Origin of the sequence: Streptomyces sp. NPDC057638 (assembly GCF_042800315.1) — a bacterium.
In the GTDB taxonomy this organism is placed as follows: domain Bacteria; phylum Actinomycetota; class Actinomycetes; order Streptomycetales; family Streptomycetaceae; genus Streptomyces.
Genome location: NZ_JBHVHF010000085.1, coordinates 1 through 26,373, shown reverse-complemented (window position 1 = coordinate 26,373; position 26,373 = coordinate 1). Strand labels below are relative to the sequence as shown.

Annotated in this window: 22 protein-coding genes and 2 pseudogenes; 6 read left to right on the top strand and 18 right to left on the bottom strand. The window is 71.1% G+C overall.

Going from position 1 to position 26,373, the window contains the following annotated elements; genetic code table 11:
• Positions 1-482 precede the first annotated feature (482 nt).
• Together ACFVIM_RS14740 and ACFVIM_RS14735 are read left to right on the top strand one after the other, a co-directional pair.
• Positions 483-998: a lytic polysaccharide monooxygenase auxiliary activity family 9 protein gene (locus ACFVIM_RS14740; protein WP_384301103.1), complete on the top strand. Its 516-nt coding sequence runs from the start codon at positions 483-485 to the stop codon at positions 996-998.
• Positions 999-1,162: 164 nt separating this feature from the next.
• On the top strand, positions 1,163-1,597 hold the full coding sequence (locus tag ACFVIM_RS14735; RefSeq protein WP_384301101.1) for a protein-tyrosine phosphatase family protein: 435 nt from the start codon (positions 1,163-1,165) through the stop codon (positions 1,595-1,597).
• Between the two features lie 259 nt (positions 1,598-1,856).
• On the opposite strand, the gene ACFVIM_RS14730 is transcribed toward ACFVIM_RS14735, so the two are convergent.
• The 3 genes from ACFVIM_RS14730 to ACFVIM_RS14720 all read right to left on the bottom strand — a co-directional run bounded on the left by ACFVIM_RS14730 (position 1,857) and on the right by ACFVIM_RS14720 (position 3,299).
• Positions 1,857-2,216 carry a hypothetical protein gene (locus ACFVIM_RS14730; protein WP_384301099.1) on the bottom strand — a complete coding sequence of 120 codons (360 nt, stop codon included), beginning with the start codon at positions 2,214-2,216 and terminating at the stop codon, positions 1,857-1,859.
• 80 nt (positions 2,217-2,296) lie between these two features.
• Positions 2,297-2,839: a TetR/AcrR family transcriptional regulator gene (locus ACFVIM_RS14725; RefSeq protein ID WP_384301097.1), complete on the bottom strand. Its 543-nt coding sequence runs from the start codon at positions 2,837-2,839 to the stop codon at positions 2,297-2,299.
• Between the two features lie 106 nt (positions 2,840-2,945).
• Complete coding sequence (locus tag ACFVIM_RS14720; protein WP_384301096.1) at positions 2,946-3,299, bottom strand: tetratricopeptide repeat protein; 354 nt, start codon at positions 3,297-3,299, stop codon at positions 2,946-2,948.
• A gap of 150 nt (positions 3,300-3,449) precedes the next feature.
• Between ACFVIM_RS14720 and ACFVIM_RS14715 the strand changes: the two genes are divergently transcribed.
• A complete protein-coding gene (locus ACFVIM_RS14715; protein WP_384301095.1) occupies positions 3,450-4,415 on the top strand; it encodes a pirin family protein in 966 nt (321 codons plus the stop codon).
• A 390-nt stretch (positions 4,416-4,805) separates the two neighbouring features.
• Here the strand turns inward: ACFVIM_RS14715 and ACFVIM_RS14710 are convergent, their stop codons facing one another.
• Entirely contained in the window at positions 4,806-5,468 is a 663-nt protein-coding gene (locus ACFVIM_RS14710; protein WP_384301093.1) for a chitinase, read from the bottom strand.
• 872 nt (positions 5,469-6,340) lie between these two features.
• Here ACFVIM_RS14710 and ACFVIM_RS14705 point away from each other — a divergent pair.
• Complete coding sequence (locus ACFVIM_RS14705) at positions 6,341-6,562, top strand: hypothetical protein (protein WP_384301092.1); 222 nt, start codon at positions 6,341-6,343, stop codon at positions 6,560-6,562.
• A 192-nt stretch (positions 6,563-6,754) separates the two neighbouring features.
• Here ACFVIM_RS14705 and ACFVIM_RS14700 read toward each other — a convergent pair whose 3' ends face one another.
• The 11 genes from ACFVIM_RS14700 to ACFVIM_RS14650 form a co-directional block, all read right to left on the bottom strand.
• Complete coding sequence (locus tag ACFVIM_RS14700; protein WP_384301091.1) at positions 6,755-8,272, bottom strand: alpha/beta hydrolase; 1,518 nt, start codon at positions 8,270-8,272, stop codon at positions 6,755-6,757.
• A gap of 181 nt (positions 8,273-8,453) precedes the next feature.
• Positions 8,454-9,650 carry a macrolide family glycosyltransferase gene (locus ACFVIM_RS14695; protein ID WP_384301089.1) on the bottom strand — a complete coding sequence of 399 codons (1,197 nt, stop codon included), beginning with the start codon at positions 9,648-9,650 and terminating at the stop codon, positions 8,454-8,456.
• A gap of 126 nt (positions 9,651-9,776) precedes the next feature.
• The gene (locus ACFVIM_RS14690; RefSeq protein ID WP_384301088.1) at positions 9,777-10,640 is read right to left on the bottom strand and encodes an SAM-dependent methyltransferase; all 864 of its coding nucleotides are present in this window, start codon (positions 10,638-10,640) and stop codon (positions 9,777-9,779) included.
• Positions 10,637-11,974, bottom strand: coding sequence for an amidohydrolase family protein (locus ACFVIM_RS14685; protein ID WP_384301086.1), 1,338 nt, complete (start codon positions 11,972-11,974; stop codon positions 10,637-10,639). The genes ACFVIM_RS14690 and ACFVIM_RS14685 overlap by 4 nt, the downstream gene beginning before the upstream one ends.
• Before the next feature lie 5 nt (positions 11,975-11,979).
• Positions 11,980-12,888: a UbiA family prenyltransferase gene (locus ACFVIM_RS14680; protein WP_384301084.1), complete on the bottom strand. Its 909-nt coding sequence runs from the start codon at positions 12,886-12,888 to the stop codon at positions 11,980-11,982.
• Positions 12,885-13,535: a nitroreductase family protein gene (locus ACFVIM_RS14675; protein ID WP_384301082.1), complete on the bottom strand. Its 651-nt coding sequence runs from the start codon at positions 13,533-13,535 to the stop codon at positions 12,885-12,887. The genes ACFVIM_RS14680 and ACFVIM_RS14675 overlap by 4 nt, the downstream gene beginning before the upstream one ends.
• The gene (locus tag ACFVIM_RS14670; protein WP_384301080.1) at positions 13,532-14,515 is read right to left on the bottom strand and encodes a ScbA/BarX family gamma-butyrolactone biosynthesis protein; all 984 of its coding nucleotides are present in this window, start codon (positions 14,513-14,515) and stop codon (positions 13,532-13,534) included. The genes ACFVIM_RS14675 and ACFVIM_RS14670 overlap by 4 nt, the downstream gene beginning before the upstream one ends.
• A 14-nt stretch (positions 14,516-14,529) precedes the next feature.
• Complete coding sequence (locus tag ACFVIM_RS14665) at positions 14,530-15,540, bottom strand: nucleoside-diphosphate kinase (protein WP_384301078.1); 1,011 nt, start codon at positions 15,538-15,540, stop codon at positions 14,530-14,532.
• Complete coding sequence (locus ACFVIM_RS14660; protein WP_384301077.1) at positions 15,537-16,742, bottom strand: SDR family oxidoreductase; 1,206 nt, start codon at positions 16,740-16,742, stop codon at positions 15,537-15,539. Before ACFVIM_RS14660 ends, ACFVIM_RS14665 begins: the two co-directional genes overlap by 4 nt.
• 102 nt (positions 16,743-16,844) lie before the next feature.
• The gene (locus tag ACFVIM_RS14655; RefSeq protein WP_384301076.1) at positions 16,845-18,500 is read right to left on the bottom strand and encodes a hypothetical protein; all 1,656 of its coding nucleotides are present in this window, start codon (positions 18,498-18,500) and stop codon (positions 16,845-16,847) included.
• Positions 18,501-18,632: 132 nt separating this feature from the next.
• Positions 18,633-21,383, bottom strand: coding sequence for a phosphoenolpyruvate synthase (locus ACFVIM_RS14650; RefSeq protein ID WP_384301075.1), 2,751 nt, complete (start codon positions 21,381-21,383; stop codon positions 18,633-18,635).
• Positions 21,384-21,731: 348 nt separating this feature from the next.
• On the opposite strand from ACFVIM_RS14650, the gene ACFVIM_RS14645 reads away from it, so the two are divergent.
• Positions 21,732-23,162, top strand: a complete 1,431-nt coding sequence (locus ACFVIM_RS14645) for a cytochrome P450 (RefSeq protein WP_384301074.1) — start codon at positions 21,732-21,734, stop codon at positions 23,160-23,162.
• Positions 23,163-23,371: 209 nt separating this feature from the next.
• Here the strand turns inward: ACFVIM_RS14645 and ACFVIM_RS14640 are convergent.
• A pseudogene (locus tag ACFVIM_RS14640) lies at positions 23,372-23,905 on the bottom strand (alpha/beta fold hydrolase); the annotation flags it as partial.
• Here ACFVIM_RS14640 and ACFVIM_RS14635 point away from each other — a divergent pair.
• Positions 23,906-24,256, top strand: a pseudogene (locus ACFVIM_RS14635) (WYL domain-containing protein); the annotation flags it as partial.
• A 365-nt stretch (positions 24,257-24,621) separates the two neighbouring features.
• On the opposite strand, the gene ACFVIM_RS14630 reads toward ACFVIM_RS14635, so the two are convergent.
• Both ACFVIM_RS14630 and uppS read right to left on the bottom strand, forming a co-directional pair.
• Positions 24,622-25,371: an HAD family hydrolase gene (locus ACFVIM_RS14630; RefSeq protein WP_384301073.1), complete on the bottom strand. Its 750-nt coding sequence runs from the start codon at positions 25,369-25,371 to the stop codon at positions 24,622-24,624.
• Positions 25,368-26,066, bottom strand: a complete 699-nt coding sequence (gene uppS / locus ACFVIM_RS14625) for a polyprenyl diphosphate synthase (RefSeq protein ID WP_384301072.1) — start codon at positions 26,064-26,066, stop codon at positions 25,368-25,370. The genes ACFVIM_RS14630 and uppS overlap by 4 nt, the downstream gene beginning before the upstream one ends.
• Positions 26,067-26,373: the final 307 nt, after the last annotated feature.

The window sequence follows — 26,373 nt, the reverse complement described above, 5'->3', positions numbered from 1 at the left end:
GCCGTTCCCAAGTCTCCTCATCCGTGGGGGTGTTGGTCACCGGGAGCAGCCAGGACGGTGTCCACGCGCTCACCTCGCGCCCGCACATCCCCGACGCTTCCCGGCACCCTCGGGTGTACTTCCGCCCCGCCCACCGGATGTCTTCACCTCACCCTCACACATCCGGCAGCTCCCTCCATCCGCCGGGTGTCGACACCTCCCACCCTCCGATCCGAGTCCGCTCACGCCAGAAGTCCTCCTCTCCTGGACGGGATCGCCTGGAGAACGGGATGTTTTTGCCGCTCTTTGTCACCCTTCTGTGCGATCCCGCCCTCCAATCACCCCTTGACTGTGAACAGTCAAGGGGTATGGTCCAGACCAAGTGGCGTAACGATTGCGCTGGGGATCCCCCGACCGCTGGTGCCCCACGACCGGCCGTCGTCCCGGTGTATGTGTCGCCACCCCGTGTGCTCCTCCCCCCTCTTCACACCCAAGGAGCTGACATGCACAGTAAGAAGAAGCTGGCCATGGTCATCGGCGCGGGAATCGCCCCACTCCTCGCCGTATCGTTGCCGGCCAGCTCGGCCAGCGCGCACGGTTACATCACCTCGCCGCCGAGCCGCCAGGCCCAGTGCCAGGCGGGCACCGTGCCGTGTGGTCCCATCAAGTACGAGCCGCAGAGCGTCGAAGGCCCGAAGGGACTGCGGAGCTGTAGTGGTGGCAACGCCGCCTTCGCGGAGCTCGACAACGACAGCAAGGGCTGGCGGGTCACCAACGTCGGCAGTTCGACCACCTTCAACTGGCGGCTGACGGCGGCGCACGCCACCAGCACCTGGCAGTACTACGCGGGCGGGCGCAAGGTCGCCGAGTTCAACGACGGTGGTGCGCGTCCCAGCAACTCGGTCTCCCACTCGGTCAACTTCGGAGGTCTGAGCGGCAAGCAGAAGGTGCTGGCGGTATGGAACATCGCCGACACCCCCAACGCCTTCTACGTCTGCGTCGATGTCAACATCACCTGACATCGCCTGACACGGACGGCCTGACCCGGTCCCGTCGGCCCATCGGCCGGCGGGACCGCCATGTCCCCGGCGCCGGGCCTCGCCCGCTCACCGCATCACCGGTGCCACCGGCGTGATGGTCCAACCAGCCCTGACGGCACCTGGTGCGGCACTAACCTCCGCACATGACCACCATCCCCTGGGACCCGCGCGGTACGGGAGTGCTCGCCCTCCCCTCCGGGCGCCTCGTCCGTGGACGAGGGCTGCGCCGCCCCCTCCCCGTCGGCCCTGAGCCGCACTTCGGCCTGTATCTGCGCGGCCGACGCCCTCCGGGTGGGGACTGGGAGGCACGCTGGCTGCGCTGGCCCGACTTCTGGCTGCCCGCTGACCGGAACGACGCGGTCGACGCACTGCGCGAGGCATGGGAGCGGGCGGTGGCGGAACGGGTGGAGGTCGCGTGTGGTGGGGGAGTCGGCCGGACCGGCACCGCGCTGGCCTGCCTCGCCGTCCTCGACGGCGTCCCCGCCCGCGAGGCCGTCGCCTATGTACGGCGGCACTACGCCGGTCGCGCGGTGGAGACCCCCTGGCAGCGTCGTTTCGTCGAGCGCTTTCCCGGCTGAGTCCGGCGCGCCACCGCCGCCCCGGTCCCCCGCCCCACGGGGGCCGGGGCGCCTTTGCTCGCCAGAGTGTCGATTTCCGGCTGAAGAGGCCGATCCGCTGAGCGGGTCCGCTGTGGCTGTCGTGATCCAGGAGAGGGGCCGTGTCGATCAGGTCCTCCTCGGGGGCGCACGGCGGTGGCGGCCGTCGTGCGCCCGTGAGGTCCGTTCCGTGCCTCTGCCATCGGCGGGGTACGGAACGGAACGGCCGTCCCGCCACGGGTCAACGCGCCGGAATGGCTTCCTCTATCAGGGCCACGGCCGCACGCGGGTCCGCCACCTGGAGGACCAGCCGGGCGTAGGGCGCGTCTTCGGCCAGCTCGATGACGATGGCCTTGGCCGGGTCGCGCACCTCCCAGAAGACCCGTCCGTCGTCGATGTGGAAGGTACCCGCGGTGATCACCCCGGGTACATGGGTGCCCGGCGCCCGCAGCCCCTTCGGCTCCCGGATGATCCCGGGGTCGGCCGTGGCGCCGCGCACCTGTGCCAGGGGGATGGTCAGCCGGTTCTTCACGGCCCAGAGCTTGTTGAGTCCGTTGATCTCCACGACCAGTGTGCCGCCGTCGATACGGATCCGTGCCATGTCTCTCTCCTTCACGCTGTGAGCTGAGTGCTACGAGCTGTGTCCTGCGGTGGGGTGCTGCGGTACGGGGGCGGGGCTAATCAGCCGGAGGGCTGCGGCGCGGCCGGAGGCGGTGTGGCGGGCCCGGCCCCCTCCGTACCGGTGCCGACGAGCAGGGCGCCCGAGCGGACCCGCACCCGCAGGCCCAGGGCCAGGGCGATGAGCGTGGCGCCGTCCTCGTCCGGCCCGGCCGTGTGCGCGATGGCGCCATCGAGCGCGGCGAGCCCGCGCGCCACCAGCTCGGCCACCTCGCCGTCGACCGGTGCGCGCTCGATGGCGGCCAGCAGCAGCAGATCCAGCCCGGAACCCGTGTCGGCGGTGCTCAGGGCGCGCAGCGCCTCCTGGCGGCCGGGCGCGGCGGTGATCCGCTCGGCGAGCGGTGCCACGTCCTGATCGAGACAGTGCCGCAGCGCGGCCAGATAGAGCCCCCGCTTGCTTCCGAAGGTCTTGTACAGGCTGTTGCGGTGCACGCCGAGCCCGGTCACCAGATCATCCACCGAGAGCCCGTCGTAGGCCCGGTCGGCGAAGAGCTGTGCGGCCGCACGGATGACGGCGGCCTCGTCGAAACCTCGTGGTCGTCCCATGGCCCGACCTTACGCAGTTAAGGAACGATCGGTCAAGAATGATCGTTCCTTAACTGAGGCAAACAGACGCCGGGAGGGATCTGGTCCCTCCCGGCGTCGTCCTGTCTCACTGCCCGGACGGGATGGACTCCCCGGACATCGCGGCGGCCAGCCGCAGATAGGGGGCCGCGTCCTGGGCCCGCCCCTGCCGCTCCAGCGTGCGCCCGAGCATCAGAAGGGCGTAGTGCTCCACCGGGTGCCGCTCCAGGATCGCGCGCAGTTCCGTCTCGGCGCGGGTGAGCTGTGCGGAGTGGTAATAGGTCCGCGCCAGCAGCAGTCGCGGCGCCAGCTGCTCCGGCTCCTCGGCGACGAGGCCGCGCAGGATGCGGGCGGCCGTCAGGTACTCCTTGGCGTCGAAGAACAGCTGTGCCCGGTCCCACCGCTCGGCCGGGGTGCCGAACTCGAAGTAGGTCTCGCTCACTCGCTCTCTCCTTGGTGCGCTGTTCGGAATCGCTGACGTTCGGCTCAACCGGGCGTGGTCGTTCAATATTCCACTACTGGGATGGACGGTGCGTGATCGACCTCGTGTGGAGAGCGACACCGCCACTCCCGCGGGAATAGGTTGAGTGCCATGAGTAATCTCGATCGTCAGGCCGTCCCCTCCGTCTGCGGTGGCCGTGGCTTCGTCGTCGCCGAGCCGGTGCGCGAACTGCTCAGCCCCCGCACGGTCCCGCTGGGGGAGTCCACCGAGGTCCGCAGGCTCCTGCCCAACCTGGGCCGCCGGATGGTGGGCGCCTGGGCCTTCGTCGACCACTACGGTCCCGACGACATCGCCGACGAGCCCGGGATGCAGGTCCCGCCCCACCCCCATATGGGTCTCCAGACGGTCAGCTGGCTCCACGAGGGTGAGGTCCTCCACCGGGACAGCACGGGCGGTCTCGCCACCATCCGCCCCCGCGAACTCGGCCTGATGACCTCCGGCCGCGCCATCAGCCACTCCGAGGAGAGCCCCCGCCCCCACGCCCGCTTCCTCCACGGCGCCCAGCTCTGGGTGGCCCTCCCGGACGCCCACCGTCATGTCGAGCCCCACTTCCAGCACCACACCGACCTGCCGACCATCACCGCCCCGGGCCTGACCGCCACCCTGATCCTCGGCTCCCTCGACGGAACGACCTCCCCCGGCACCACCTACACCCCGATCGTCGGCGCCGACCTCTCCCTCACCCAGGGCGCCGACCTGCGCCTGCCCCTCGACCCCGACTTCGAGTACGCGGTCCTCTCCATGTCGGGCGAGGCCCATGTCGACGGCGTCCCGGTCCTCCCCGGCTCCATGCTCTACCTGGGCTGCGGCCGGACCGACCTGTCCCTGCGCGCGGAGTCGGACGCGGGGCTGATGCTGCTGGGCGGCGAGCCGTTCGAGGAGGAGTTGGTCATGTGGTGGAACTTCATCGCACGGAGCAACGAGGAGATCGTGCAGGCGCGTTCGGACTGGATGGACGGCGCGCGCTTCGGCGAGGTGACGGGGTACGACGGGGGTCCGCTGGCGGCTCCGGAACTCCCGCCGGGGCAGCTGAAGAAGCGGGGGCGGGTGCGCTGACCCGGCGTTTTGATGAGGTGGCATGGTCCGACCGCGTCGACGGCCGGACCACGTCGATCAGACCTGCCAGGTCGCCCCGCGAGGCTGGCGTGAGGGGCACGGATGTGCTCGGGGCGGGCCGCCGCGAGTCCCGGCTATGGCGTTCTGTGGTCAGGTTAGGTGGACCAACGCTGACTCAATGCCGACTTTACTGATAGGCCGTCACATCGAATGGCTCTCGATTCCTTGCGGCCCTCGCCCCGGCGGGAGCTTGCCATCGAGCAGGCTGCCCCCTCAGGAAGAAACCAGGATGTCCTTCGGGCGGCGCAGGGCCGGTGCAGCGGGCCTCGTGGGGCTCCGCGGCACGCCGCCCGGCCGCGGTGAGCGGAGTGTGGGCGGCGTGCGGGTGTGTCAGGCGGTGAGGTTGTCGCCGGTGGAGACGCCGAGCTGGTTGCAGTATTCGGTGTAGTACTCGACGCGGGCGTTGACGGCCGCGGTGTTGCCGCCGTCGCACTCGATGGAGTTGATCGCCCGGATCGTGGCGCCGAAGCCCTCGTCGAGAACGCCGTGGACGTTCGTCATCCAGAACCACAGCGCGGTCTTCCAGGAGATGTCCACGTCTGTTGCCACGATCTCGGGGTTGTTGAGGCCGTCGAAGCCGATCGAGTTGCCGGCGGCGGCGTAGTTGTAGTTCCACGAGAGCTGGAGCGGGCCGCGGCCGTAGTAGTCCTCGCCCTGCACGCAGGGGTGGTCGGTGTTGTTCTCGTCGCAGTAGTCCTTCGAGGCGCCGTCGATCTCCTCGATGTACTGGAGATGGCCGGTCTCGTGGGTGACGTGGGCGAAGAAGGCCGCGATCTCACGCAGGCGGTCCTCCTTCGAACCCTCCCCGGCGAAGGACGAGTAGCTGTCCAACGCCCCCAGGAAGGCTTCGCGGGTGTAGAAGCTCTTTCCCGCTGACGTATCGTCCGCCTGGTCGAGGATCGCGTTGAAGAACGCCTCCGTGACGACCTCGGCGACGGATACCTCGTTCTCGTTCTCCGAGTCGAGGTCTACTGCCGCACTGGTATCCGACATGGACATCCCCTTCGGTAGGCGCCGAGCGCGACCTGAGAGTCGCGCGGCGTGACGCTGCATCTTCTCCCAGAATGATCAACGACGGCGCGGGGTCTCCGGAGATCGGTCCGCCAGAGGCAGGGATTCACCCGGCAGTGACCGGTTTCGGTCACTCGATGCAGCGCGGCTGCATCCAGGCCACGCTCGATGCCGGACACCCGCCGGAGAGGGTCGCCCTGCACCCCCTGGCACAGCCCGGGCAGCGCCGCGTTCGACGTGTACCGGAAGAAGAAGCTGGACTGGCAGGAAACCGATCGTCAGGTCATCGCTCACCCGCACACCCTGACGACCCGGATCACAACCTGTCGGAACTTCTGACAGCAACACCGTTTCGCTGGGCCGTTCCTACTCGGACACCGTCTTCGCTTGATCCACGATCACCCGGAACATCGACTTCCTCCGCGTCCGCACTGCCGGCTGAACCCGGCTCCCCCCCCGCATCCCTCGCAGGCATATCGGCCCCGGACGGGAGAAGGCCGCCGCTGTCACAGGAGTGTGCCCTGGCATGCCGACGGCAGAACGCGACGTAGGCGCGAAATCCCGGCCCGTAGAAGCGGTTGAGATCGTGGGCCGTACTGTGATCATCTCCCCGGCGGCGCGCGGTGCCGACGGGCTGAACTCCGTGACGTCGACACCTGGCGGGGGCACTTGGGCCTGGGCGGTGGAGTAGGCGCGGCCCGCCGAGCGGGTGGACGCCCTGTACGCCGGTCCGCGACGCCCACCGCGTCCGTCCTCCGGTCCGTGCCGTCCACGACACCGACGAGCACCCCCGGCGCCCCACGCCGTACCGCCTCGCTCTGGCGGACATCACGGCGGGCCGCCCCCGCGCCGCCGTGGAACTGTTGAACGCCCTGGGTGACCAGGTGGAGCGGATCGGTGGCGTCCGCGTGGAGCGGGAGATCGTCCAGGACACCCTGGCCCGCGCTCTCGTCGACGCGGACGAACCCGCACGCGCTGCCGCCCTGCTCCACCACCGCACCACCACCCGCCACCACCACCGCTATGAGGACCTTCTGCTCGCCCCGCGTGCCGTGCGGGAGACCGTGCCGTCCTGACCGCGCTCCCTGGGGTTCATGACATCGCCGAGGGCCGGGGCGCGACGGCGACCCGGCGCGTCCAGCTCAACCAGCACACCGGCAAGGCCGGCGTCCTGTGCCTCGCCCCGCGCCCGGGTCTCGGTATCTCCGCGCCCGACGCCCGAGGGCCGGGCACGACCCTATGACCCTGACCGCGCGGTCGCTGTCCTGTTACGTGGGGCAGATGGTGTCCCGCGAGGGCAGGGTGCCGTGCAGCAGGTAGGTGGTGACCGCGTCGGTGACGCAGTCGTTCGAGCCGTTCGCGTACAGGGTGTGGGCTCGGAGCGGCACGGTGACGAGCCGGGAGGCGCGCAGGGCGCGGTGCAAGCGCAGCCCGGCCGCGTAGGTGGTGCGGGGGTCCTCGGTGGCGTGGAGTTGAAGGGCGGGGACGGTGTTGCCGATCCGGGTCGGGGCCTCGCGTGGCCGCTCCTTCCAGAACGCGCAGGGGAACGGCGCGTGGGTCATCGCACCGAAGACCGGCTGCGACGTCCGGGCGCGCGCCACCGCCCGCCGGTAGTGCTCAGGATCGCGGGGCATGGCCGCGTCGGCGCAGATCATGGCCAGCTGAGCCGCGTAGTCCCGCGCCTGGTCCGTGCCCGCGCCCGCGAACATCAGATCGAGCGTTCCCCGCAGCCAGGGCGGCGGGACGACCGGTTCACCGTCGGCCGCGTCCCGCAGCAGCCGCAGCATGGTGGCGAACTCCGGGTTCGCGCTCGCGTGGACGAGAGTGAGATAGCACAGCAGCGGCAGCTCATGGCCGGTGATCCGGTGCCCGTCGATCCGGATCGGCGCGCCGCCCGCCCGCTTGATGAGTGCCTCGACACCGGTGCGCACCGAGGCGGGCGTGGTGCCGAGTCCGTACGTACTGTGCCGTCGCGCGGCCCAGGTGCCGAAGTCGTCGAGCGCCCTCTCGTTGGCGGGGCCCTGGCGGCGGACCATCGGGAGCGGATAGTCGACGGGCGCGAGTGCGCTGTCCAGGACCATCCGGTCGACCCGGTCGGGGAACATCTGGGCGTAGACGGCCCCCAGGATCGCCCCGTAGGAGTGCCCGAACCACGATGTCCTGCGCTCGCCCAGCACACCGCGGACGATGTCGATGTCGCGGGCGATGTTACGGGTGGAGAGATGGGGCAGCGTCCCGGCCTCCCTCTCCCAGCAGGAGCGGGCGTCGTCCCGGGACAGCCGTACGGCCTCGTCGAAGTCCGCGCGGTCCGGCCCCGGGGCGTGCAGCAGCCAGGTGCCGCGGGTGAGCCCGCAGTCGACGGGTGAGCTCTCGCCGAGCCCCCGGGTGTCCATACCGATCACGTCGTAGGCCGCCGCGACCCGGGGGTCCATCACCGTCCGCAGCAGAGCGGGCATGCCCAGGCCCCGGGCGGCGGGCCCGCCGGGGTTGGTCTGGAGGATGCCGCGTCGCCGCACCGGATCCGCCGCCGCGATGCGTGAGACGGTGACCTCGATGGTCCGCCCCCGCGGTCGGCTGTAGTCGAGCGGAACGGTGATGCGCGCGCACTCCGTGCCGCTCGCCGCGAGCGAGGTGTCCGCGCAGTCGCGCCAGCTGATGGACTGGTTCCGGAACCGGCTCAGCCCGTCCCCGGCGTCCGGCGAGGAGGCGAGAACGGATACCTGGCTCCCCGGTCCGACGAGAACCGCCAGAAGGACAAGAACGCCCGGAAGTGCCCGTCTCCTCATGGTTCATCACGCTACTGGCCCCTACCGGCCACCGCGTGCTCCGCGAGGCCGTGTCGTCCGATGCGAGGAGGGGAACCGACGCACGGGCCAGGGTGGTGAAGCCGGACTCCTCGGCCTGTCGGCTCGCGGCGTAGCGATACCGAGACCCCGAGGACGGAGGGGGCGCGGCCGCCCGGTCGGCTCACGGCAGGTGGGCTTCGAGAGCCTCCGCGGCGTGTCTGATGCCACCGGCCCGCTCCATCACCTCGGGCATGCGCCGTACCCGTTCTCGCAGCGCCTTGTCCGTGGCCGTCCGGTTCACGGCCGTCAGGAGCGTCTCCTCAGTGACCTCCCCAGGATCCAGGATCGTGCCGAGTCCCAGTTCCGCCGCTCGGTGGGAGAGCACCCGGGTCTCGGGTACCTGCGGGATCAGTACGGGGGGTGTGCCCGCGTACAGCGATTCCATCAGGCTGCCGAGCCCCACGCCGGTGACGAAGACATCGGCCTGGCGCAACGCGGCCAGTTGCGGGATCCACGGGTGGACCTCGATGTTCGACGGCAGGGGGCCCAACTGTTTCGGGTCGGAGCCGTTGCCGAGGGTGATCACCGTCCGCCACGGTTGGCCGTCGAAGGCGCGGACGCACCGGGCGAAGAAGTCCGGTTGGTGGTTGTAGAGGGTGCCCATGGAGATCACCACGAGAGGCGGTCCGGTCCGGGGCGCCCGCCAGGTCTGCCGGGTGTACTCGGGGGAGAGGCAGGGGCCGGCGAATGTGGTCTCCGTCCCGAAGGTCTCCCCGAACGGCTGGAACTCCCGGGGCACGTAGACCAGGCTCCTGTCGGCACGCCAGTCCACCAGGTACTCCGGCGCGGCGGTGATCCCCAGATCGGCCGCGAACGTCGCGGCCTGGCTGAGGAGTTCGGTCACGGCCGGATGGTCGTCGGTCACCCCGGACCGCTCCTGGACCGCGCGTACCTGCGCGTAGTGGTCGTTGGAGGCCAGGGAAGGGGTGGACTGCACCGCCGGGCGGTCCCAGAGCCGCTCCAGGGCGCGGCCCGCCGGGGCGACGATCATGTCGTACAGCACGAGATCCGGCACATCGTCGGCGAAGAGCCGCCGGGCCAGTGTGACCAGCCGCGTGCTCTCCCGGAGGAAGAGAACGGCCGACCAGGCCAGCATGTCCGGGGTGAGGCTCGTGTACCGCCCAGGGCCCAGGGCCTCACCCAGCAGGCTGTCATAGCGGAACGCGGTCGCGCCGGTGGCCCGCACCGCGGGCTCGAAGCCGTCCGCGGTCAGGAAGCTGACGCGGTGACCTCGACGGACGAGTTCTCCGGTGACCGCCAGCGCGGGGCGCATATGCCCCTGTGCCGGAATGGTGAGGACGAGAATATGACCGGGCATGAGGGTCCTGTCGTTCTCGGGCCTGTCCGAGGGATCAGGCTGGGTCAGGGGGCGGCGTCGTACGGGCCGAGGGTCCCGCCCGGGGACATGGCTCCGGGCGGCTGGACGCCGGACACCGGTGCGCGGTCACCGGACGGCCGTCAGGAGCCTGACGCGGCCCGTGCCGGGTCGTGCCGGGTCGAAGGCCGGGGGGACGGGGCGCGCGTGACGGCGCGCCAGATCGGTGAGCGGGTCCTCCGTGGCGCTCCAGCCATGGGCGGCGAGCCAGTCGCCGGGAGGGCGTGTCATCTCGTTCTTCCACAGCGAGGCCAGCAGGTTCACGACACCGTCCGGCGAGTCCGCCACCGCCTCCCTGGCCTGATCCGAGTCGACCATGGCCCGGGTGACGTGCTCCACGGCGAGCCGGCTGCCCGGCGCCGACAGTGCGCTGACCTGCCCCATGAGGCTGTCCGCCACGTCCGCGGTCAGATAGACCAGCACTCCCTCGATCAGCCAGGCCGTCGGCGCGTCCGTGCGGAAGCCGTGCGCGACCAGCGGGGCGGGCCACTCCCCGCGCAGATCCGTCGCGATCGTCTCGCGTCGGCAGCGCGGCGTCTCGCCCCGCAGGACGTGCTCCTTGAAGGCGAGTACGGCGGGCAGGTCAAGTTCGAACAGTCGGGTTCCGGCCGGCCAGTCCAACCGGTGGGCGCGGGTGTCCAGACCCGCCGCGAGGAGAACCACCTGTCGGCAGCCCGCCGCGCACGCCCTGCCGAGGAAGTCGTCGAAGTACCGGGTGCGCAGCGCGAAGTAGTCGCCCATCGCCGCGGTGAACTGTTCTCCTTGGTCCGTGTTCCACACCGCCTGTCGTTCCGGGCCCGCCGCGTCGAGGAACGGCCCGGCGAGACGATCCTCGAACAGCCGGTCCGCCCGTCGGCTCTCGGCCGCGCGGGCCATGCTCACGACCAGCGCGGTGCCGCTGACACCGGTCAGGAGTTCCGAGCCGTCGGTCATGGTGTTCTCCGCTTCGTGGGGGTGCCGCCGGGACCCGCCGTCGTGTGCGCGGCGGTGCGGTCGTGGTGCGCTGTGCGGTCGACGCGCACACCGCCCCGCCAGATCGCCGTGATCGACCGGGTGGCGGTGATGTCCTGTGTGGGGTCGCCCTCGACGAGCACGAGGTCAGCGCGTCGCCCCGGCGCGATGACCCCCCGGTCGGAGAGACCGAAGTGGGCGGCCGGTGCCGAGGTCGCCGCGGTGAGCGCCTGCGCCGGAGTCAGACCCGCCCGGACGAGCAGGGCCAGTTCGGCGTGGAGGGTGGCGCCGTGGACGATCGGGCAGGCACGTCCGGGCCGGTGGTTGGCGTCGGTTCCGGCGAGTACGGGCACGCCCGCCCGGTGCAGCCGGGCCACGCTCGACAGGGCGTGGTGGAATCGGTGTCCGGGCAAGGGGTGCTCCACACACAGGCCCTCGCCGCCTTCCGCGATCACGGCGAGGACAGGGTCCGGGAGGTGGTCGGCGATCCGCGGATCATGTACCAGGGACCGTGCGGCGCAGTCGGCGGGATCGTTCTCCGGAGCGGACACCTCCAGGATCGCCAGGGTGGGAATGACGACGCGTCGCTGAAGCGCGGCCCGGCGGACGAAGTCCTCGTCCAGAGCGGCTTCCAGAGGGAGGTGTGTCAGCAGGTCGACACCGCTGTCCAGGGCGAGCCGCGCGGACCACACGGCGGACACATGAGCCACGGTGAGCAGCCCCCGGCGGCGCGCGGCGTCGGCGAGCGCAGTCACGGTCGCCCGGTCCAGCGCGGGCAGCGACCTCCGGTGGTTGGCGCCGTCGTCCACCATGATCTTGATGAAGTGGGCGCCCTCCGCCTGTCGGGCGGCCACGAAGGCGTCCGCCTGTCCGGGCCCGGCGACGGTCGGCAGCAGCGGCATGGTGACGCCGGGATGTCCTCCCGGCGCACTCGCCAAGAGCCCCGCGCTGCGCAGATCGGCGAGGTCGGCGCGCTCGCGGGCCAGGGCGCACAGCGCCCGGGTGGCCTCCGGCGGGCCCATGAACATATCGAGTTCGGTCGTCACGCCGAAGGCCAGGGCCTGCCGGAGATTGCTCTCGGCGTCGAACACGTGCGTGTGCGCGTCGATCAGCCCCGGCAGCAGTGTCAGGCCCGCCCCGTCGATCACCTCGGCCGACGCCGACGCCGACGCTGATGCCCGTCCCGACGCCGACACCGATGCCGACGGGGCGCGGACGACGCGGGTGATGACACCGTCGGCGAACTCCACCGAGCCGGGGCCCACCAGCGACTCCCCGTCGAAGATCCGTACCCTCTCGATGATCACCGATGACATCCCTCTCACCACCCGAGCGCGGTCACGGTGGACCCGGAGAGACACAGCAGGTGGAAGAGGAGGACGAAGCCCATCGCCGGGAGCAGCAGTCCCGACGGCCTCCGGCGCAGCAGGAAGCGCCAGGCTCCGAGCGCCGGGAGGACGAGGGCGAGCGCTGGCAGCAGGCCCGCCCTTCCCAGCAGCGCCAGCCCCAGCGCCACGGCGCCCACGGCGAGGGCCAGGCTGATCGCCGCGCTGCCGCGTGGGCCGAACACCTGTGAGTAGAGCCGCGCCCCCGGGTCCTGGCGCCACTCGGTCTTGCGCGCGAACTCGAACTGGAGGAAGGCGCAGGCGAACATGGCCAGCAGCGGCACGGCCCGTCGGTCGGCGTCGATCACGCCCGCGCTCAGCAGCGAGCCGTAGAGGTAGACCGCCAGCAGCACCTGCACCGGGTAGCTGACGAGAAGACCGGTCAGGGGGTTACCGGCGACACGGGGGAACCGGCGTTCCAGCGCGACCAGGAACAGCGTGTAGCCCAGGCCGAGCAGGATCAACGCCACCGAGACCGCCGAGACCAGCAGGTTGAGGACGATGAGGAGGACGGTGATCAGCACCATGGCGCCGCGCAGTTCCGCGACCGTGATGGCGCCGGTCACCAGGGGCCGGTCCGGGTGGTGGCGCCGGTCGTACTCCAGGTCCTTCTGCTCGTCGGCCATGCGGGCGAACAGCAGCGCCAGGACCACGCTCGCCGCGCGTACCCCCGTCGGCCACGAGGGCGTCCACGCGGCACCGGACCCCGAGAGGTTCTCGGCGGTGCCCTCCAGGGCGACGGTCCAGAGCACGCCGTAGGTGACATAGATCCGTGGACGGAACATCCGCCGTACGAAGTGGCCGAGCCGCGCTGGCACCTGAGCGACGGCCGGGGGGCTCGTCACCTCTGCCACCTGTTCCAGGACACGACATCGTCGAGTGGCTGCCGCGGGGTCGGACGGAAGTCGGATCCCCCCGTCGTGTGCGCGACGGCGACCAGGGCGACTTGGGTCACGGTCCTGGCCGGGATGCCGACCAGCGCCGCCACCTCGCGTTCGCGGGCGAGGTGCACCGTGGTGAGCGCGGTGCCCAGACCGCGGCCGCGGAGGGCGAGCATCAGGCTCCACAGCGCCGGGTAGACGGACCCGAAGAAGCTGGACTGCTGGGCGAGTGTCGCGTCGCGGGGCAGCCGCCCGCGGATTCCGGCCAGCACGAGGGCGGGCACCAGGTGCAGATGGTCCGCCAGGTGGCGCACCCCGTCCACGGCCCGCTCGCTCATCGCGGTGGGGGGAGTGGCGGCGAGATAGGCGTCGGAGGCGGCCTTGTAGTGCCGTGCGATCCCCGCCTTGGTCTCCGGATCGTCGATCACCAGGAACCGCCAGCTCTGCCGGTTGCCCCCGTTCGGCGCGTGCAGGGCGATCTGGAGGCAGTGGGCGAGCAGCGCCCGGGAGACCGGCCGGGACAGGTCGAGTCGGTGGCGCACGGTGGGAGTCCGGGTCAGCAGCCCGTCGATGTCGAGAGCGTACGGAGTCGGGGACGGCCGGGTGGTCATCGCGCCCCCGTCGCCGTGCCGGGCCAGGTCAGGCCCACATCGCCCTCGGCGATCAGGCGTCCGTCCTGCCGCATGGCGCACCGCAGGACGGCGCTCGTCCCCGTCCGTTCGGCCAGTGTGCTCTCGCAGGTGAGCGGCAGACTCAGCTCGCCGATCCCGGTGAAGCGCGTACGCACCCCGGTGAGCAGTGCCGCCGCCGACGGCAGCGCCCCGGTGGCGACGGCGGTGGCGATGCTCACCTGCCGGAACGCCTCCAGGGTCAGCATGCCGGGGATGTGGTCGACGGCATGGTCGAACAGCACGGGGTGACCGGTGTCGACCACGAGCCCCGCGGTCCCCGTCCCGCCCGCGCCGGGCGCGACCCGGAAGCCGGACAGGACCACGTTCGTGGCGTCCTGGCGGTCCACCAGGGTCTTCGGAACCCGTGGCCGCGGCTCGGGGGCCTCGACCGCAGGCCCCGGCCGCAACCCCAGGGCCCTGCGCCCCTCGTCACGCATCCGTTGCCACGGGTCGGCCGGCATCCAGGACATGCTGCACTCCAGTGTCGCCGCCACGCGGTCATCGATCAGCGCGCGGTAGGACAGCCGTGCGCCCCGTACGCCCGTGTGGTCACCGAAGCGGCGGACGACGCGGCAGCGCAACACGACGTCGGTGGGCACACCGCGCACCGAGAGCGCGGTCAGGTCCGCGTCCCGCAGGACCATCTCCCGCAGGATGAACTTCGTGCCGAACGGCATGTCGAACAGATCGTGCCCCAGCATGATGAGTGTCTGCCGGGCCGCCTCCACCAGCACCATCGGGTCGTAGAAGGGGCGGCATCCCGCCGTGTCCCGGTAGAAGGCGTGGGAGCGCGGTATCTGTACGCCGACGTCCAGGGTGTCCTCGTCGCGGGCGAGGGCGCCCGTGACCAGCACCTCCGTCACACTCAGCCGGTGGACGAGCTCCCGGGGTACCGTACGGCTGAATTCGACCGTGTCCATGCTTCTCCTCCGTGTTACGTGGCCGCGGGCTGCCCGGCCGCGAGCCATGTCTGATGGAGCCGCCAGTCGGACACGCTGACGCCGTCGAGTACGGGGGCCAGTCCCGCGCGCTTCATCGGCAGGACATGGGTGCCGACGATCACCATGTCCCAGGGGTCCAGCGGCAGCCCGGCCCGCCAGACGGCCTCCACCAGCCGTGCGTACCCGGTGGGGGAGTGGGCGGCCGGCAGGGCCGCGCCCAGCCCGTCCCGGACCGCTCCCGGCGGCAGGGACTCCGCGGCCTCGGCCACGGCCCGCCGCAGTCGTTCCGCCGCCGGGCCGAAGGTGAGGTCGCGCCGTGGCACCTCGGCGTGCAACCGCTCGGCCAGGTCGCGTGCGCGCCCCGACCGGTCCTCGCCCGCCAGCGCGTCGGCGTACAGCCGCTCCCGCTGGGCCGTGTCGAAATGGATCCCCAGCTCCCGTGCCACGTCCGCGGGTTCGTCAGGGGTGTGGACGAGGTTGAGCAGATAGCTGTACCGGCCGATCGCGTACCGCAGCTGGCCGGGGACCCGGGCCAGGGGATCGGTCGGGCCCTTGCGCTCGGTCAGGACGACCGACGCCGGCACGGCCTCGGGCTCGTCTGCCACCGGGCGTACGACGAGCACCAGCGCGTCGCACGAATCCAGGAACAGGTCGGCCAGGCGGCGCCGCTGCGGTGTGGCCAGGTTCCACTGGTAGTACCAGAGCGACCGCACGGCGGTACGGGTGAGCCGGGTCCGCTCCGCGGCCACGATCCGGAAACCGCCCTCGGCCAGCCAGTCGACCGTCGTCGGTATCTGCCGGCTGACGACCGCGTCGGGTTTGAGCAGCAGCGCCGCGTGCCGGTGGAGAAAGCCGTCCACGTCGGCGGTGAGGGTGCCGAGCTGACCGAGGCTCTCCAGGAAGTAGGTGTCCGAGGAGAACAGGGCGCGCTTGCGCGGATCGCAGCTGAGGGCCGGGGAGACCGCGTCGCCGAAGGGGCGGACGTCCTGCGGGCGGAGGGTCATCGGCGGACTCCGTCCGTGTCGTGCCCGACCGGGGCGGCGGGGTCCGCCGGTGTGACCTCTGACTGTGTGACCTCTGCCGGTGTGACCTCTGCCGGTGTGCTGTCCGGCCGGGCCGGAGCGTCCGGGACGCCGGTCGGCGGCGCGTGCGGGGCGGTGGCCGGTGGCGCCCCCAGATAGCCCGTGTCCAGACAGTGGTCGATCAGCCCGCGCAGCAGGTCCGGTGCGCTCCCGGGCGCCCTGCGGGCTCCCAGCGCCGCCGTGTGGGAGTCGTCGAAGGTCATCCGACGGCGGAAGTAGCTCTCGTACAGCGTGACGATCCGCTCGTAGTAGCGCCGTTCCCGCGGGGGCAGCCGTCGCGCGTCGAAGCTCGCCGGGGGGACGAACCGCGGCACGTGGAAGGAGGGGTACTCGGCCATCACATCGGAGAAGTCCCGCAGGGTCAGCGGTGTGCCCACCGCGTGGAAGGTGCGGCCCGACGCCTCCTCGAACCGCTCGGTGACCCCCGTGATCAGGTCCGCCACCTGGTTGACGGGCACCAGGTCCAGCCGTGCGTCGTACTGGCCGGGGATGGCGCGGACCTTGCCTTCGGTGGCCAGCTTGAGCACGACATAGATGTTCTTGTAGTCGCGCACCACGCCGGTGCGCTCATCACCGACGACGATGCTGGGGCGGACCACCGCGGTGCGCACCCCGTCGGCCCGGGCCTTGTGCACCAGCGTCTCGGCCCGCAGTTTGCTGGCCTCGTAGGGGTTGGCGAGCCGCTGGCCCTCGTCCAGTTCCGTCTCGCGGATCAGCCCGTCACGCTCACCGCACACGTAGGCGGTGCCCACGTGCACCAGGTCGGCACCGCAGGCACGGGCCAGCTCGACGACATGTGCGGTGCCGTCGACGTTGACCCGCTGGTAGACCTCCTCCGGATGGCCGAAGTCGGTGATGGCGGCGCAGTGCACGATCCGGTCGATCCCGCCCCCGGCCAGTGACCCGTACTCCGGCTGGGACAGCCCGAGCCGCGGGGCGGACACATCGCCGGACAGACATCGCACACCGGCGGTGTCCACGGGGGTGCCGTCATTGCCCAGCAGCACCGGGTTGGTGTGGACCAGGGCGGTCACCTCGTGTCCGGCCGCCACCAGCCGAGCCGTGACCTCCGCGCCGACCAGTCCGGACGCGCCGGTCACCAGGACGTTCAACCGCCGTTTCACCGGGCCGTCTCCCGTCGCCGCGCCGTGCCCGCCCCGGGCCGTGCCTCGTCCTCGCCCGGACCGGGGGAGTTCCTCTGTGATGTCACTGTTCCTCCAGCAGTGTCAGGCCGAGACGGCATGGGGCTGCGCCCCGCCGCTGGACAGGAGATCGCTCGCCTCGTCGATGGGCAGGTCCGCGTGGAGATGCGCGCCGAGGCGCAGCCAGTCGTAGCCGATGTCCAGGGTCCGCCGCCATGCGTCCGCCGAGGTGAAGGAGGACGGGAAGCCGTCCGCGCCCGTGGCTCGGCGGACGTGCAGGACGAAGTCATCCAGCGCCGTCAGCGTGGCGGACCCCTGGGCGGCGGAGGCGATCGTGAGGGTGTCGAGGTGTGCGGCCCGCGTCCGTATCCCGTCCAGGTCCGGCCCGGCCGGAAGGAGCGACAGCCGGCTCACGACCTCGGAGTCCGGCGGCAGCGGCTGGACGGCGTGGGCGCTGAGCAGCCCCCGCAGGGCGAACCGCAGCATCCTGCGGGCGCTGAGCTGGGCGACGCCCCACTGCTCGCGGTCGAGGGCGCCGACGAGGTCCTCGCGGGCGTTCTCCACCTGGACGTTGGACCACACCAGCGTCATGGCGGCGGCGCTGAACCGGCGGGCGGGCACCGGCACGAGAGCGACCGCGTCCGCGCCATGGACGGTCGCTCCCCCCACGCCGACGACCGGCCGCGCGGTGGACGGCGGCGGGGTGATGGCGCCCGTGGGGGCCGCCAGCGGCATCCGGGGGACGATCGGGCCCTCGTCCCCCCACGCCGCTCGCACCAGACCGAACCGCAGGAACTGGGCGATCAGGGGGCCCGCCTGCGGGGCATCCGAGGCGTCCGCCGTGGCCAGTGTCCGCTCCAGCGTCCGTCCGAAGACGAGTGAGCGCCAGGCCCGCGCCGCCCGATCCCCGAGCACGAACACATCCTGCCGGCCACGGACCACATGCACACGGTCACCGGTCTGCCAGGTGGTGACCTCGTCCGCCCTGGCCAGGGTGATCCGCCCGGACTCGGGCGCGGCGCCCGTCACCCCCAGCTCCGCCGCCAGCCGGGCGCCCGCGGTGACGTAGTCGGCGGAGTCGAGACCGCAGGCGTCCCATGACGCGAGCGTCCGATACCGGGTGGACAACGGGTGCTCACCGACCCGGGCCAACTGCTGGGGCAGCCATTTCGGCTCCAGATACGCCTCCCCACGCCCCGCCAGCCAGGACTTCACCGCCTGCACCAGACCGGCCTCCGTCCAGGCCGCGGCCTCCCGCTCCTGGCCCAGCCGCCGCAGGGCGAGTGAGTACCGGATCGACTGGCGTGCGGCGTGCGCCCACCACGCGCCCGCCATGATCTGGAAGTCGTCGAAGGACATCATGTCCTTGACCTTCGCGACCAGCTCCGGACCGCGCAGCGGGACGCTGCGCAGCAGCCGCTGGCATCGGTTCAGCAGATCCTCCGCGGCCGCCCCGGGGTGGTGCTCCACGGCGGCCCGGAGCGCGGAGAACTGCTCCGCGACCTGTCGTACGGAACGGGTCCTGATCTCCACCCGCCGCCCGTCCACGAACAGGAGCGACGGCATGGTCGGCAGGTCGGCGTCGCTGTCGGAGATCAGGAGGAAGTCGATGTCGGACGAGGAGTTTCCGAAGCCCTCGGCGATCGACCCTTCCAGCACCACGGCACAGTCGGCCGTGGCACGGATCTGCGGAAACGATGTGTCGAGCAGGTGTCGCAGGCATTCCTCGCTGAGGATCACAGGGGTCTCCCAGTCGTGGTGTCGCTCGGCCTCAGGACGTACGCGTCGTTGAGGCGGCCCGCACAGGGCCGCACGCCGTACGCCGGTCGGCGGGGGTGCGGACTCTCGTCGTACGTCCTGCCGGGCCGTCCGCTACGCGCCATCCGGCCGCGGCTGCGGCTGGGGTTCCGCTCCCGGTGGCGCGTCGGCCAGGATCGTCACCGCCCCCGTGGCCCCGTCCACGCGCAGCCGCATACCGGTCTCCAGCTCCCCCATCACGCCCTTGACCTGGACGACCGTGGGAATGCCCAGCTCACGGGCGATGATCGCCACATGCGTCAGCGGGCTGCCCCGCTCGATGACCAGTGCCGAGGCGGACGGCAGCGCGGCGACCCAGCCCGGATCGGTGCGGTAGGTCACCAGCACACCGCCGTTCACCTCCACCGGGGTGTCCGTGACCACGGCACGGGCCTCCACCACCCCGGGGCAGCAGGGCGTCCCGCGCAGCTCGCGGACTCCGGTACGCGCCACCGGGCCCGTCGTGAAGCCGGCCCGCTCCAGATTTCCCCGCCAGTAGGGAGCCCCGCGGGTACGGAACCGGGAGGGCGCGGACAGCCGTTCGTCCGCCGCCCGCTGCTCCTTGCGCAGCTCCACGACACCCCGCAGGCCCCGGTGTCCCGTCGTCCCCTCGTACGCTCCGCGCACCTCGTCGAGCTGGAGGAGGAAGACGTCCGTCCAGTGGTCGATCGCCCCCATCCGGGCGAGGTCGCGGCCCATGGCCCGCAGCATCCGCTTCGCCGAGCCGAACGCACGGGTGCGGCAGAACCTCAGCCGCTCCCGGTTGTTGAGGGCGCTCTGGGCCGTGCGGCGGACGATGCCGTGGACCACCCGGCGCGGCCCCCGCAGATGGGCGTCCAGATACGCGTCCGCCTGCGCGGCGGGGTCGGCGTCCACCTCGGCCGGCGCGGCGCGCACCATCGCGAACAGGGTCGAGGGGTCCTCCCGCAGATCGGGCACCTCAAGCTTGAGTTCGTCGAGGCTGCGATAGCCGTACGCGGCGACGTAGGCGTCCACCGACGCGAGGAACTCCGTGTGGCCGCCCGCGCGCAGCGCCTCATGGGTGCGCTCCGGCGCGGTCTCCCGGACGAGACGGTCCAGTTCGGCGTCCGCACGCACGGCGGCCGCGAGACGCGCCAGCGCACGGGCGGGCTCAAGGGACTCCACCCGCGGACCCGGACTCGCGGCGCTCCAGGTGAGCCAGGGGGGAGCGTCGGGCAGCCAGCGTCGGTTCAGCAGGGCGAGCGCGCCGATGGACCACAGGATCGCCGCGTCCACGATCTGCATCGGCCCCCACTTCTCCAGCAGATCCTTCTCCAGGGCGCGAAATCGCCGATAGACCTCCTGGCCTTCCATCGCGTCGTAGTCGACGTTGTCGAACTCCTCGTACGCCGCGTAGAAGTACGCGATGAAGCGCTCGACCGAGCGGTTCATGGTGAGAAAGCGACGTACGAACACGGCCGCCGTTCTGGCCCGGGTCAGCCGACCGCGCGGGGACGACGCGAAGGTATACGGATAGATCGCCTCCGCCGTCGTGTCGTCCAGTTCCTCCTCCACGCCGATGGCGATCTCCAGGACTCTCCTGTTGAGCCGGTACAGCGGTGCGATACGGACCATCCGGTACCAGTTGAACAGGTTGTAGTAGACCCGGCCATGGAAGTATCCGAGCATGTGAGGGGCCCATTCCGCGATCTCGCGGAGCTCGGCCCGCGGAACCCGCAGGCTCCGGGCGTAGTTCTCGTACACCGTGCCGTAGACCTGGGCCGCGAAGGTGTACGTCAGCGGTGAGACGATTCCGGCGAAGCTCTCGACGATATTCGCGTTGTCCCAGATCCGCAGCTCACCCGTACGCGGGCCGGTCGGAGGGATCCCGGTGGGCCCCAGCGCGTCGTCCCCGGGCGCGGGGTGATCCGGCAGCGCGGTGATGGGACGGGACTGGAGGACCCAGAGGACATCGCCCGCGAACGCCCACTCGATGTCCTGCGGAGCGCCGAAGGCCGCGTGGACGCGCGTCCCGACGTCATGCAGCCGCGCCAGGTCCTTCGCCGTCAGCGACGGACTCTCCCGCTCGGCCCGCGGCACGTCACTGACGAGACATCCGGACCCCGTCGGCGCCGCGTGATAGCGCTCCCGCTTGTCGCCCAGCACGGTCGCGGCCACCGTGCCGGTGGCGGCGTCGAGGGTCACGGTGTCCGCGTCGACCGCCCCCGACACCAGGCCCTCGCCCAGCCCGTAGACCGAACTGACCACGTACCGACGCCGGTCGCCGCTCACCGGATCCGCGGTGAACAGCACACCGCTGCGCTCGGAGTCCACCATCTCCTGGACGACGACGGCGATACCGGCGCCGCGCGGCGGCAGCCCGTGGCGCAGCCGGTAGCGCAGGGACCGCTCACAGAAGACCGACGCCCAGCACCGTCTGACATGGGTCGTCACCTCGTCGAGCCCGGAGACATTCAGCGCGGTGGCGAACTGTCCGGCGAAGGACAGCCGTGAGCCGTCCTCCTCGGCGCCCGAGGAGCGCACCGCGACCCGGCCCCGCCCGACCCGCGCGTAGGCGTCCTCGATGACCGCCGTGGCCCGCTCGCCCAGCTCCCGCGACTCGATGAGTTCGGCCAGCTGCCGGGAGATCTGCCCCGCGGTGTCCTGGGTGATATCGGCGAGGAGCGCGTCGACGCGTCCCGACGTGTTGAGTGCGGTGAGGAATTCCTGGAATACATCGAGACCGACCACGGCCCAGCGGGGAACGTTGAATCCGTTCCGTGAAAGTGTGTGGAGATTCCTCCCCTTGCCGCCCGCTCCACCCGCGACCTCGCTGGGAGGACTTTCGGTGATGATGGCTCGCATGAAACCCCGAGATCTCTGAGAGTCTGTGGTCTGAAGCGCCATTCCGTGAGGCAGCGAGGAAACCGCATGCCGTCGAGGGACTCGGTGAGGATTTCGCCGAGATTAACAGGGTTCCCCACGGGCCTCTCTCGCCTCTCTGGGCGTCTATGGATTTCCCTAGTCACCGATGACCCATGAATGAGCGGCTGTCTCCTCCGCATCTAGAATCCCCTATCAGCTCCCGCACTCGCTTACGTCCCCACCACCCTGGCCGTCCCGGCCAGCAGTGGATCCCTGATGGGCCGGCCTCCATGGCCAGCATCTCCGCAGGTTCTGAACTGGGCAGACGCTGGAGAACGGAGAAAACTCATGCATCCCCTTCCCCCTGGATCACGGCAGCCCGCCATCCTCCAGACCATCCATATGCGCGATCCGGTGCGGTACTTCGAGACCCTGCGGCGACGCCATGGGCCGGTGTTCCGCATGAAACTGCTCGGACTCCCGCCCCAAGTCGTCGTCGGGACGGCCGAGCTGGCGGCCGAGATCTACCGCACCGACGGCGACGGAAGCCGCGCCGGAGCGCTGCGCGCGGGATACGTGCCGTGGCTCGGAGAGCACTCCCTGCTCACCAACGACGGCGAGGAGTGGTGGCGCCACCGCAAGCTGCTCAGTCCCGCCCTGCACGGCCGGTCCATCGCGAGCTATCCCGGGATGATCGCCGAGATCGCCGCGGAGAACATCGGCACATGGCCGCGCGGCCGCCCGTTCCCCCTGCGTGAGCGGATGCAGGCCATCACCCTGGAGGTCACCCTCCAGGTGGTCTTCGGTGTCCGTGACACCGAGCAGGGAGTCCGGCTGCGCGCCGCTCTCATGGCCCTGTCCCGGGCCACCGGATCCCCGGCCCTGTTCCTGACACCCCCACGACTGCGGACCTGGGCGGAGAGGTCACGGCTGGCGATGCGTCTGCCGTTCCTGCCGACGACCCGCGCCCAGCGGGCCGCCACCCTGGTGGACGACGTCCTGTTCGCTGAGATCGCCCGGCGCAGAGACGAGCAGGGCGAGGAGGCCACCGATGTCCTCGGACGGCTCCTCCAGGCCCGGGACGACCAGGGCCGCCCGATGCGCGACCAGGAGATCCGCGACGAACTGCTCACCCTGCTGGAGGCCGGCCTGGAAACCACGGCGACCGGTCTGTCCTGGACCTTCGAGCGGTTGATGCGCACCCCGGAGGTACTCGGTCGACTCCAGGAGGAGATCGACCGAGGCGAGGACGACACCTATCTGGACGCGGTCGTCAAGGAAGCGCTGCGGTCCCGCCCGGTGATCTTCGGCATGGGGCGTCTGCTGGACAAGCCGTTGCGCGTCGGTCCGTACGAGGTCCCCGGCGGGTGGGTGGCCATCCCGATGTTCTCGCTCATCCTCCAGGACGAGGCGGCGTATCCCGACCCCGGGGAGTTCCGGCCGGAACGCTTCCTGGGGGAGAACGCCAAACCAGCGCAGAAGTCGTTCCTCCCCTTCGGTGGTGGCCGCCGCTACTGCGTCGGCGCGCAACTCGCCACGATGGAGATGAAGGTCATCATGCGCGAGGTCCTCCGACAGGTGCGGCTGACACCCACCGACCCCGCGCCGGAGGCCCAGCGCATGTGGCACGCCACGCTCGTCCCGGGCAGGAACGCCGTCGCGGTGGCCCGGGACCAACCGGTGAGAAGCGGGCCGACGTCCCGGGACCAATCGGTGAGGAGCGGGCCGACGTCCCGGGAGTCCACCTGTCCGGTGCGTCCGGCGCCGCCGGAACGATGAGAGCCCTGCCCGCCCGCACGCCCGCCCTGCTCCGGCGCGCGCCCGAGCCCGCTCGCCTGCCCGCCCCGGCTCAGGTGAACGCCCGCACACCGCTCCCGCCCGGTGCCGTGCTGGGGCTCCCGGCCTTCATGACCGGTGTGACGTGCCCTCCGTGCCGCGTGGCCTGAGGACTGTCCTGTCACCGCCCGCCGGGGATCGCGGGACAGCCCTCAGCGGACATCCCGCTGCTCCAGCCATGTCGTCATCGCCTGGTTGGTTTCGTCCGGCCTCTCTTGCTGTATCCAATGGCCGCAATCCAGATTGACCACATCCACATGGGGCACGAACTCCGCCAGGTTGGCGGATTTCTGGATCACGTCCCGGTCGCCGTAGATCATGAGCGTGGGCTGCCGGATGATCGGGTCCACGTCCGCCAGCAGGCGCCAGTTGCGGTCAAGGTTCCGGTACCAGTTCACACTGCCCGTGAACCCTGTCGATGCGAAAGCCGAGACGAAAACGGCCAGTTCGCTGTCGCTCATGAGGGGATCGCCGAGTGGGGTTTCCGATCTGGCGAGATCGATCAGCGTCATACCCGGCTGAGGTTCCCTGGGGGGCTCGTTCTTCCGGTACATATTGCGAAGGAACCGGAAGGTGTTCTCTTCGAACACGGCGTCCGCGACGCCTGGCCGCCGATTGAAGTGGACGAAATAGAAGTCGCCGCCGAACGCATCCTCCATGAACTCGATCCAGGGCCTTTCTCCGCGGCGTCCGCCGACCCGACCGGCGATCCCGTGCACCGCCCCGAGGATTTCGACCTCGCCGCGAGCTGGCGCGAGATCGCCGACGAGGTCGAGCGCAAGCGAACGCCCCTGGAGATCCAGGCGGTGTGCGTGCCCCACGGGATGGGCCTGCTCCGGATGGCGCTCGGCGACCGGCTTGAGGTGGGAGGTGCCACGACCGACGGCCGCGTCGAGGTCGTGATCCGCGGCAGCGACGCGTACGTGCTCGCGGGCGAGCTCTCCGGGCTCGTCGCATGGCTGGAGGTGACCGGCCCTCCGGAGGTGCGAGACCACCTGGCCTCGATCGGCGACGCGCTTGTCGAGCGATATGGCTGAGACGGCCCCTTCCTCCCACGGAGCCAGATGGCGCGGGCCGTGGCGGCTGTGGCGCCGGTTCACCCACCGTGATCACCCACGCGCACGATGTCCGACCTCGAACAGGGACTCGGCGACGCCGTAGATCGCGGCGGGCGTGCCCGCCAGCAGGGTGACGATACCCGCCCGCAGCGCTATCCGTGTCCGCTTGCTCTGCGTGGAGATACCTCCTGGTGGTGATCATCGACTGCCGGTGAACATACGCGTACCGTAGCCTCTCGTACATGCGCTGACCTGCGGATTCGCCCCTCCAAGCAGAACTCCGCGGTCCGCTGGAAGGTGTGAGGACGACACGTGCCCGCCGTGCCGCGTTCCCCGCGAGTGGTTCACGGGTCCCCGGGGGTCTGGCCGTGGGGGGCGCGGTGGCGCGCAAGACCGGTGGTGTCGATGGTCTCCAGGAGGTTGTGGCGGTGGGCGGTCGCCCATCCATGACGGCGGGCGAGTGTGGCGAGTTCGGCGTCGGGCTCGAAGGCGACCGGGTGAGCGGTCTGGTGGAAGATCTCGGCGTCACTGATGGAGTTGCCGATGGCGAAAGCGATGTTCGGACGGGCGGTGGGGTGTACGCCCAGGGCTCTGAGGGCGCCGGACTTCCCGCCGGGCAGGCCGAGGGCGGTGCTGAGCGTCCCGGTGTAGCGGTCGGCGTGGGTGTCGGCGATCGTACCGAGGGCGTGGGCGATGCCCAGATCGGCCGCCGCCAGGCGGACCACCTCCTGCGGGCTGCCCGAGATGAGCAGACAGGTGAACCCGGCGTTCTCCAGCAGGCTCAGGAGCGGGCGGGTGAAGGGGAACAGCCGCTCGCGGGCGGCGGCCCAGACCTCGCCCGCGGCCCCCGCCACATCGGCGGGGTGCCGGTCCTTGAGCGCCGCGGCGTAGTGGGCGTAGACGGCGCTGGCGGCCGGAGTGAGAGGGTCACGGCCTTCGTGGTAGCGCTGGAGCGCCGCCAGGGCCGCGTCGGCGTGATGGGTGTCGGCGATCCCGGTCCGTGCCAGATGCGCGAGCAGGTCGGTGCCCAGCACACCGGGGAACAGGGTGCCGTCCATGTCCAGTACGGCCAGCGGTGGGGCGGGGCTGTTCACGAACCCTGCCTGCGGTCGCGTTCGCGGTAGGCGGCCAGTGCCGCGTCGAAGTCGGCGCGGTCGAACTCCGGCCACATCTTCGGGCTGAAGTACCACTCGGCCTGGGCCGCCTGCCAGGACAGGAACCCGGAGGTGCGCAGCTCACCCGAGGTGCGGATGATCAGGTCGGGGTCGGGTTGGCCGCCGGTGGACAGCCGCTGGCCGAATGTGTCCTCCGTCAGAGCGGCAGCAGAGCCGACGGGGGCGGAGAGCAGGCCGCGCAGGGCGGCCAGGATGTCGGCACGGCCTCCGTAGCCGATCCCGAGGTTGACTGTCATCGCGGTACCCTCCCGGCTGCCCCGCTCGGCGTCGCGTAACGCGGCGACGAGCGGAGCGGGCAGCAGCTCGGCGACGCCGATATGGCGCAGCCGCCAGGCAGGACGGGTGAGCAGCCGGGGCAGGATCTCGCTGACCGTCGCGTACAGCACCTCCAGTTCCGCCGCGGGCCGGTGCCGGGCGTTCCGGTCGGAGACCATGAACAGGCTGACGACCTCCAGACCGCTCTCCTCGCACCAGCCGAGTACGTCGGGGATGCGGCGGAATCCACGGCGGTGGCCTTCGCTCACGGGCAGCCGGTGCCGTCGTGCCCAGCGGCGGTTCCCGTCGAGGAGGATGCCCAGATGGCGCAGCTCGGGCGGCGGAGACGTTGCTGGCAAGACCATTCCTTCCACGAGCACGCCAGGGGGGCGCTTTACCGCGTCCGCGGGACAGCGAGGGCCGATCCGGTCGGTGGGAGGGACAGGGCGGGGCGAGCGCGTGGTAGCGAACGGGGCGACCACGCGTATACCGGGCCGGGCATGCTCTCTGGGCGGCCCATTGGGCGGACCACCGTGCGCGGCGGTCAGATCGCCCGGGAACCGCTGATCGCTCGCCCCGATCACGAGAGCCCTGTCGCCCGGAGCGAACGGGGTGTGGCACCCGGCCGCCACGACAGGTCCACCGCGTACGCGTACGCGGTGGACC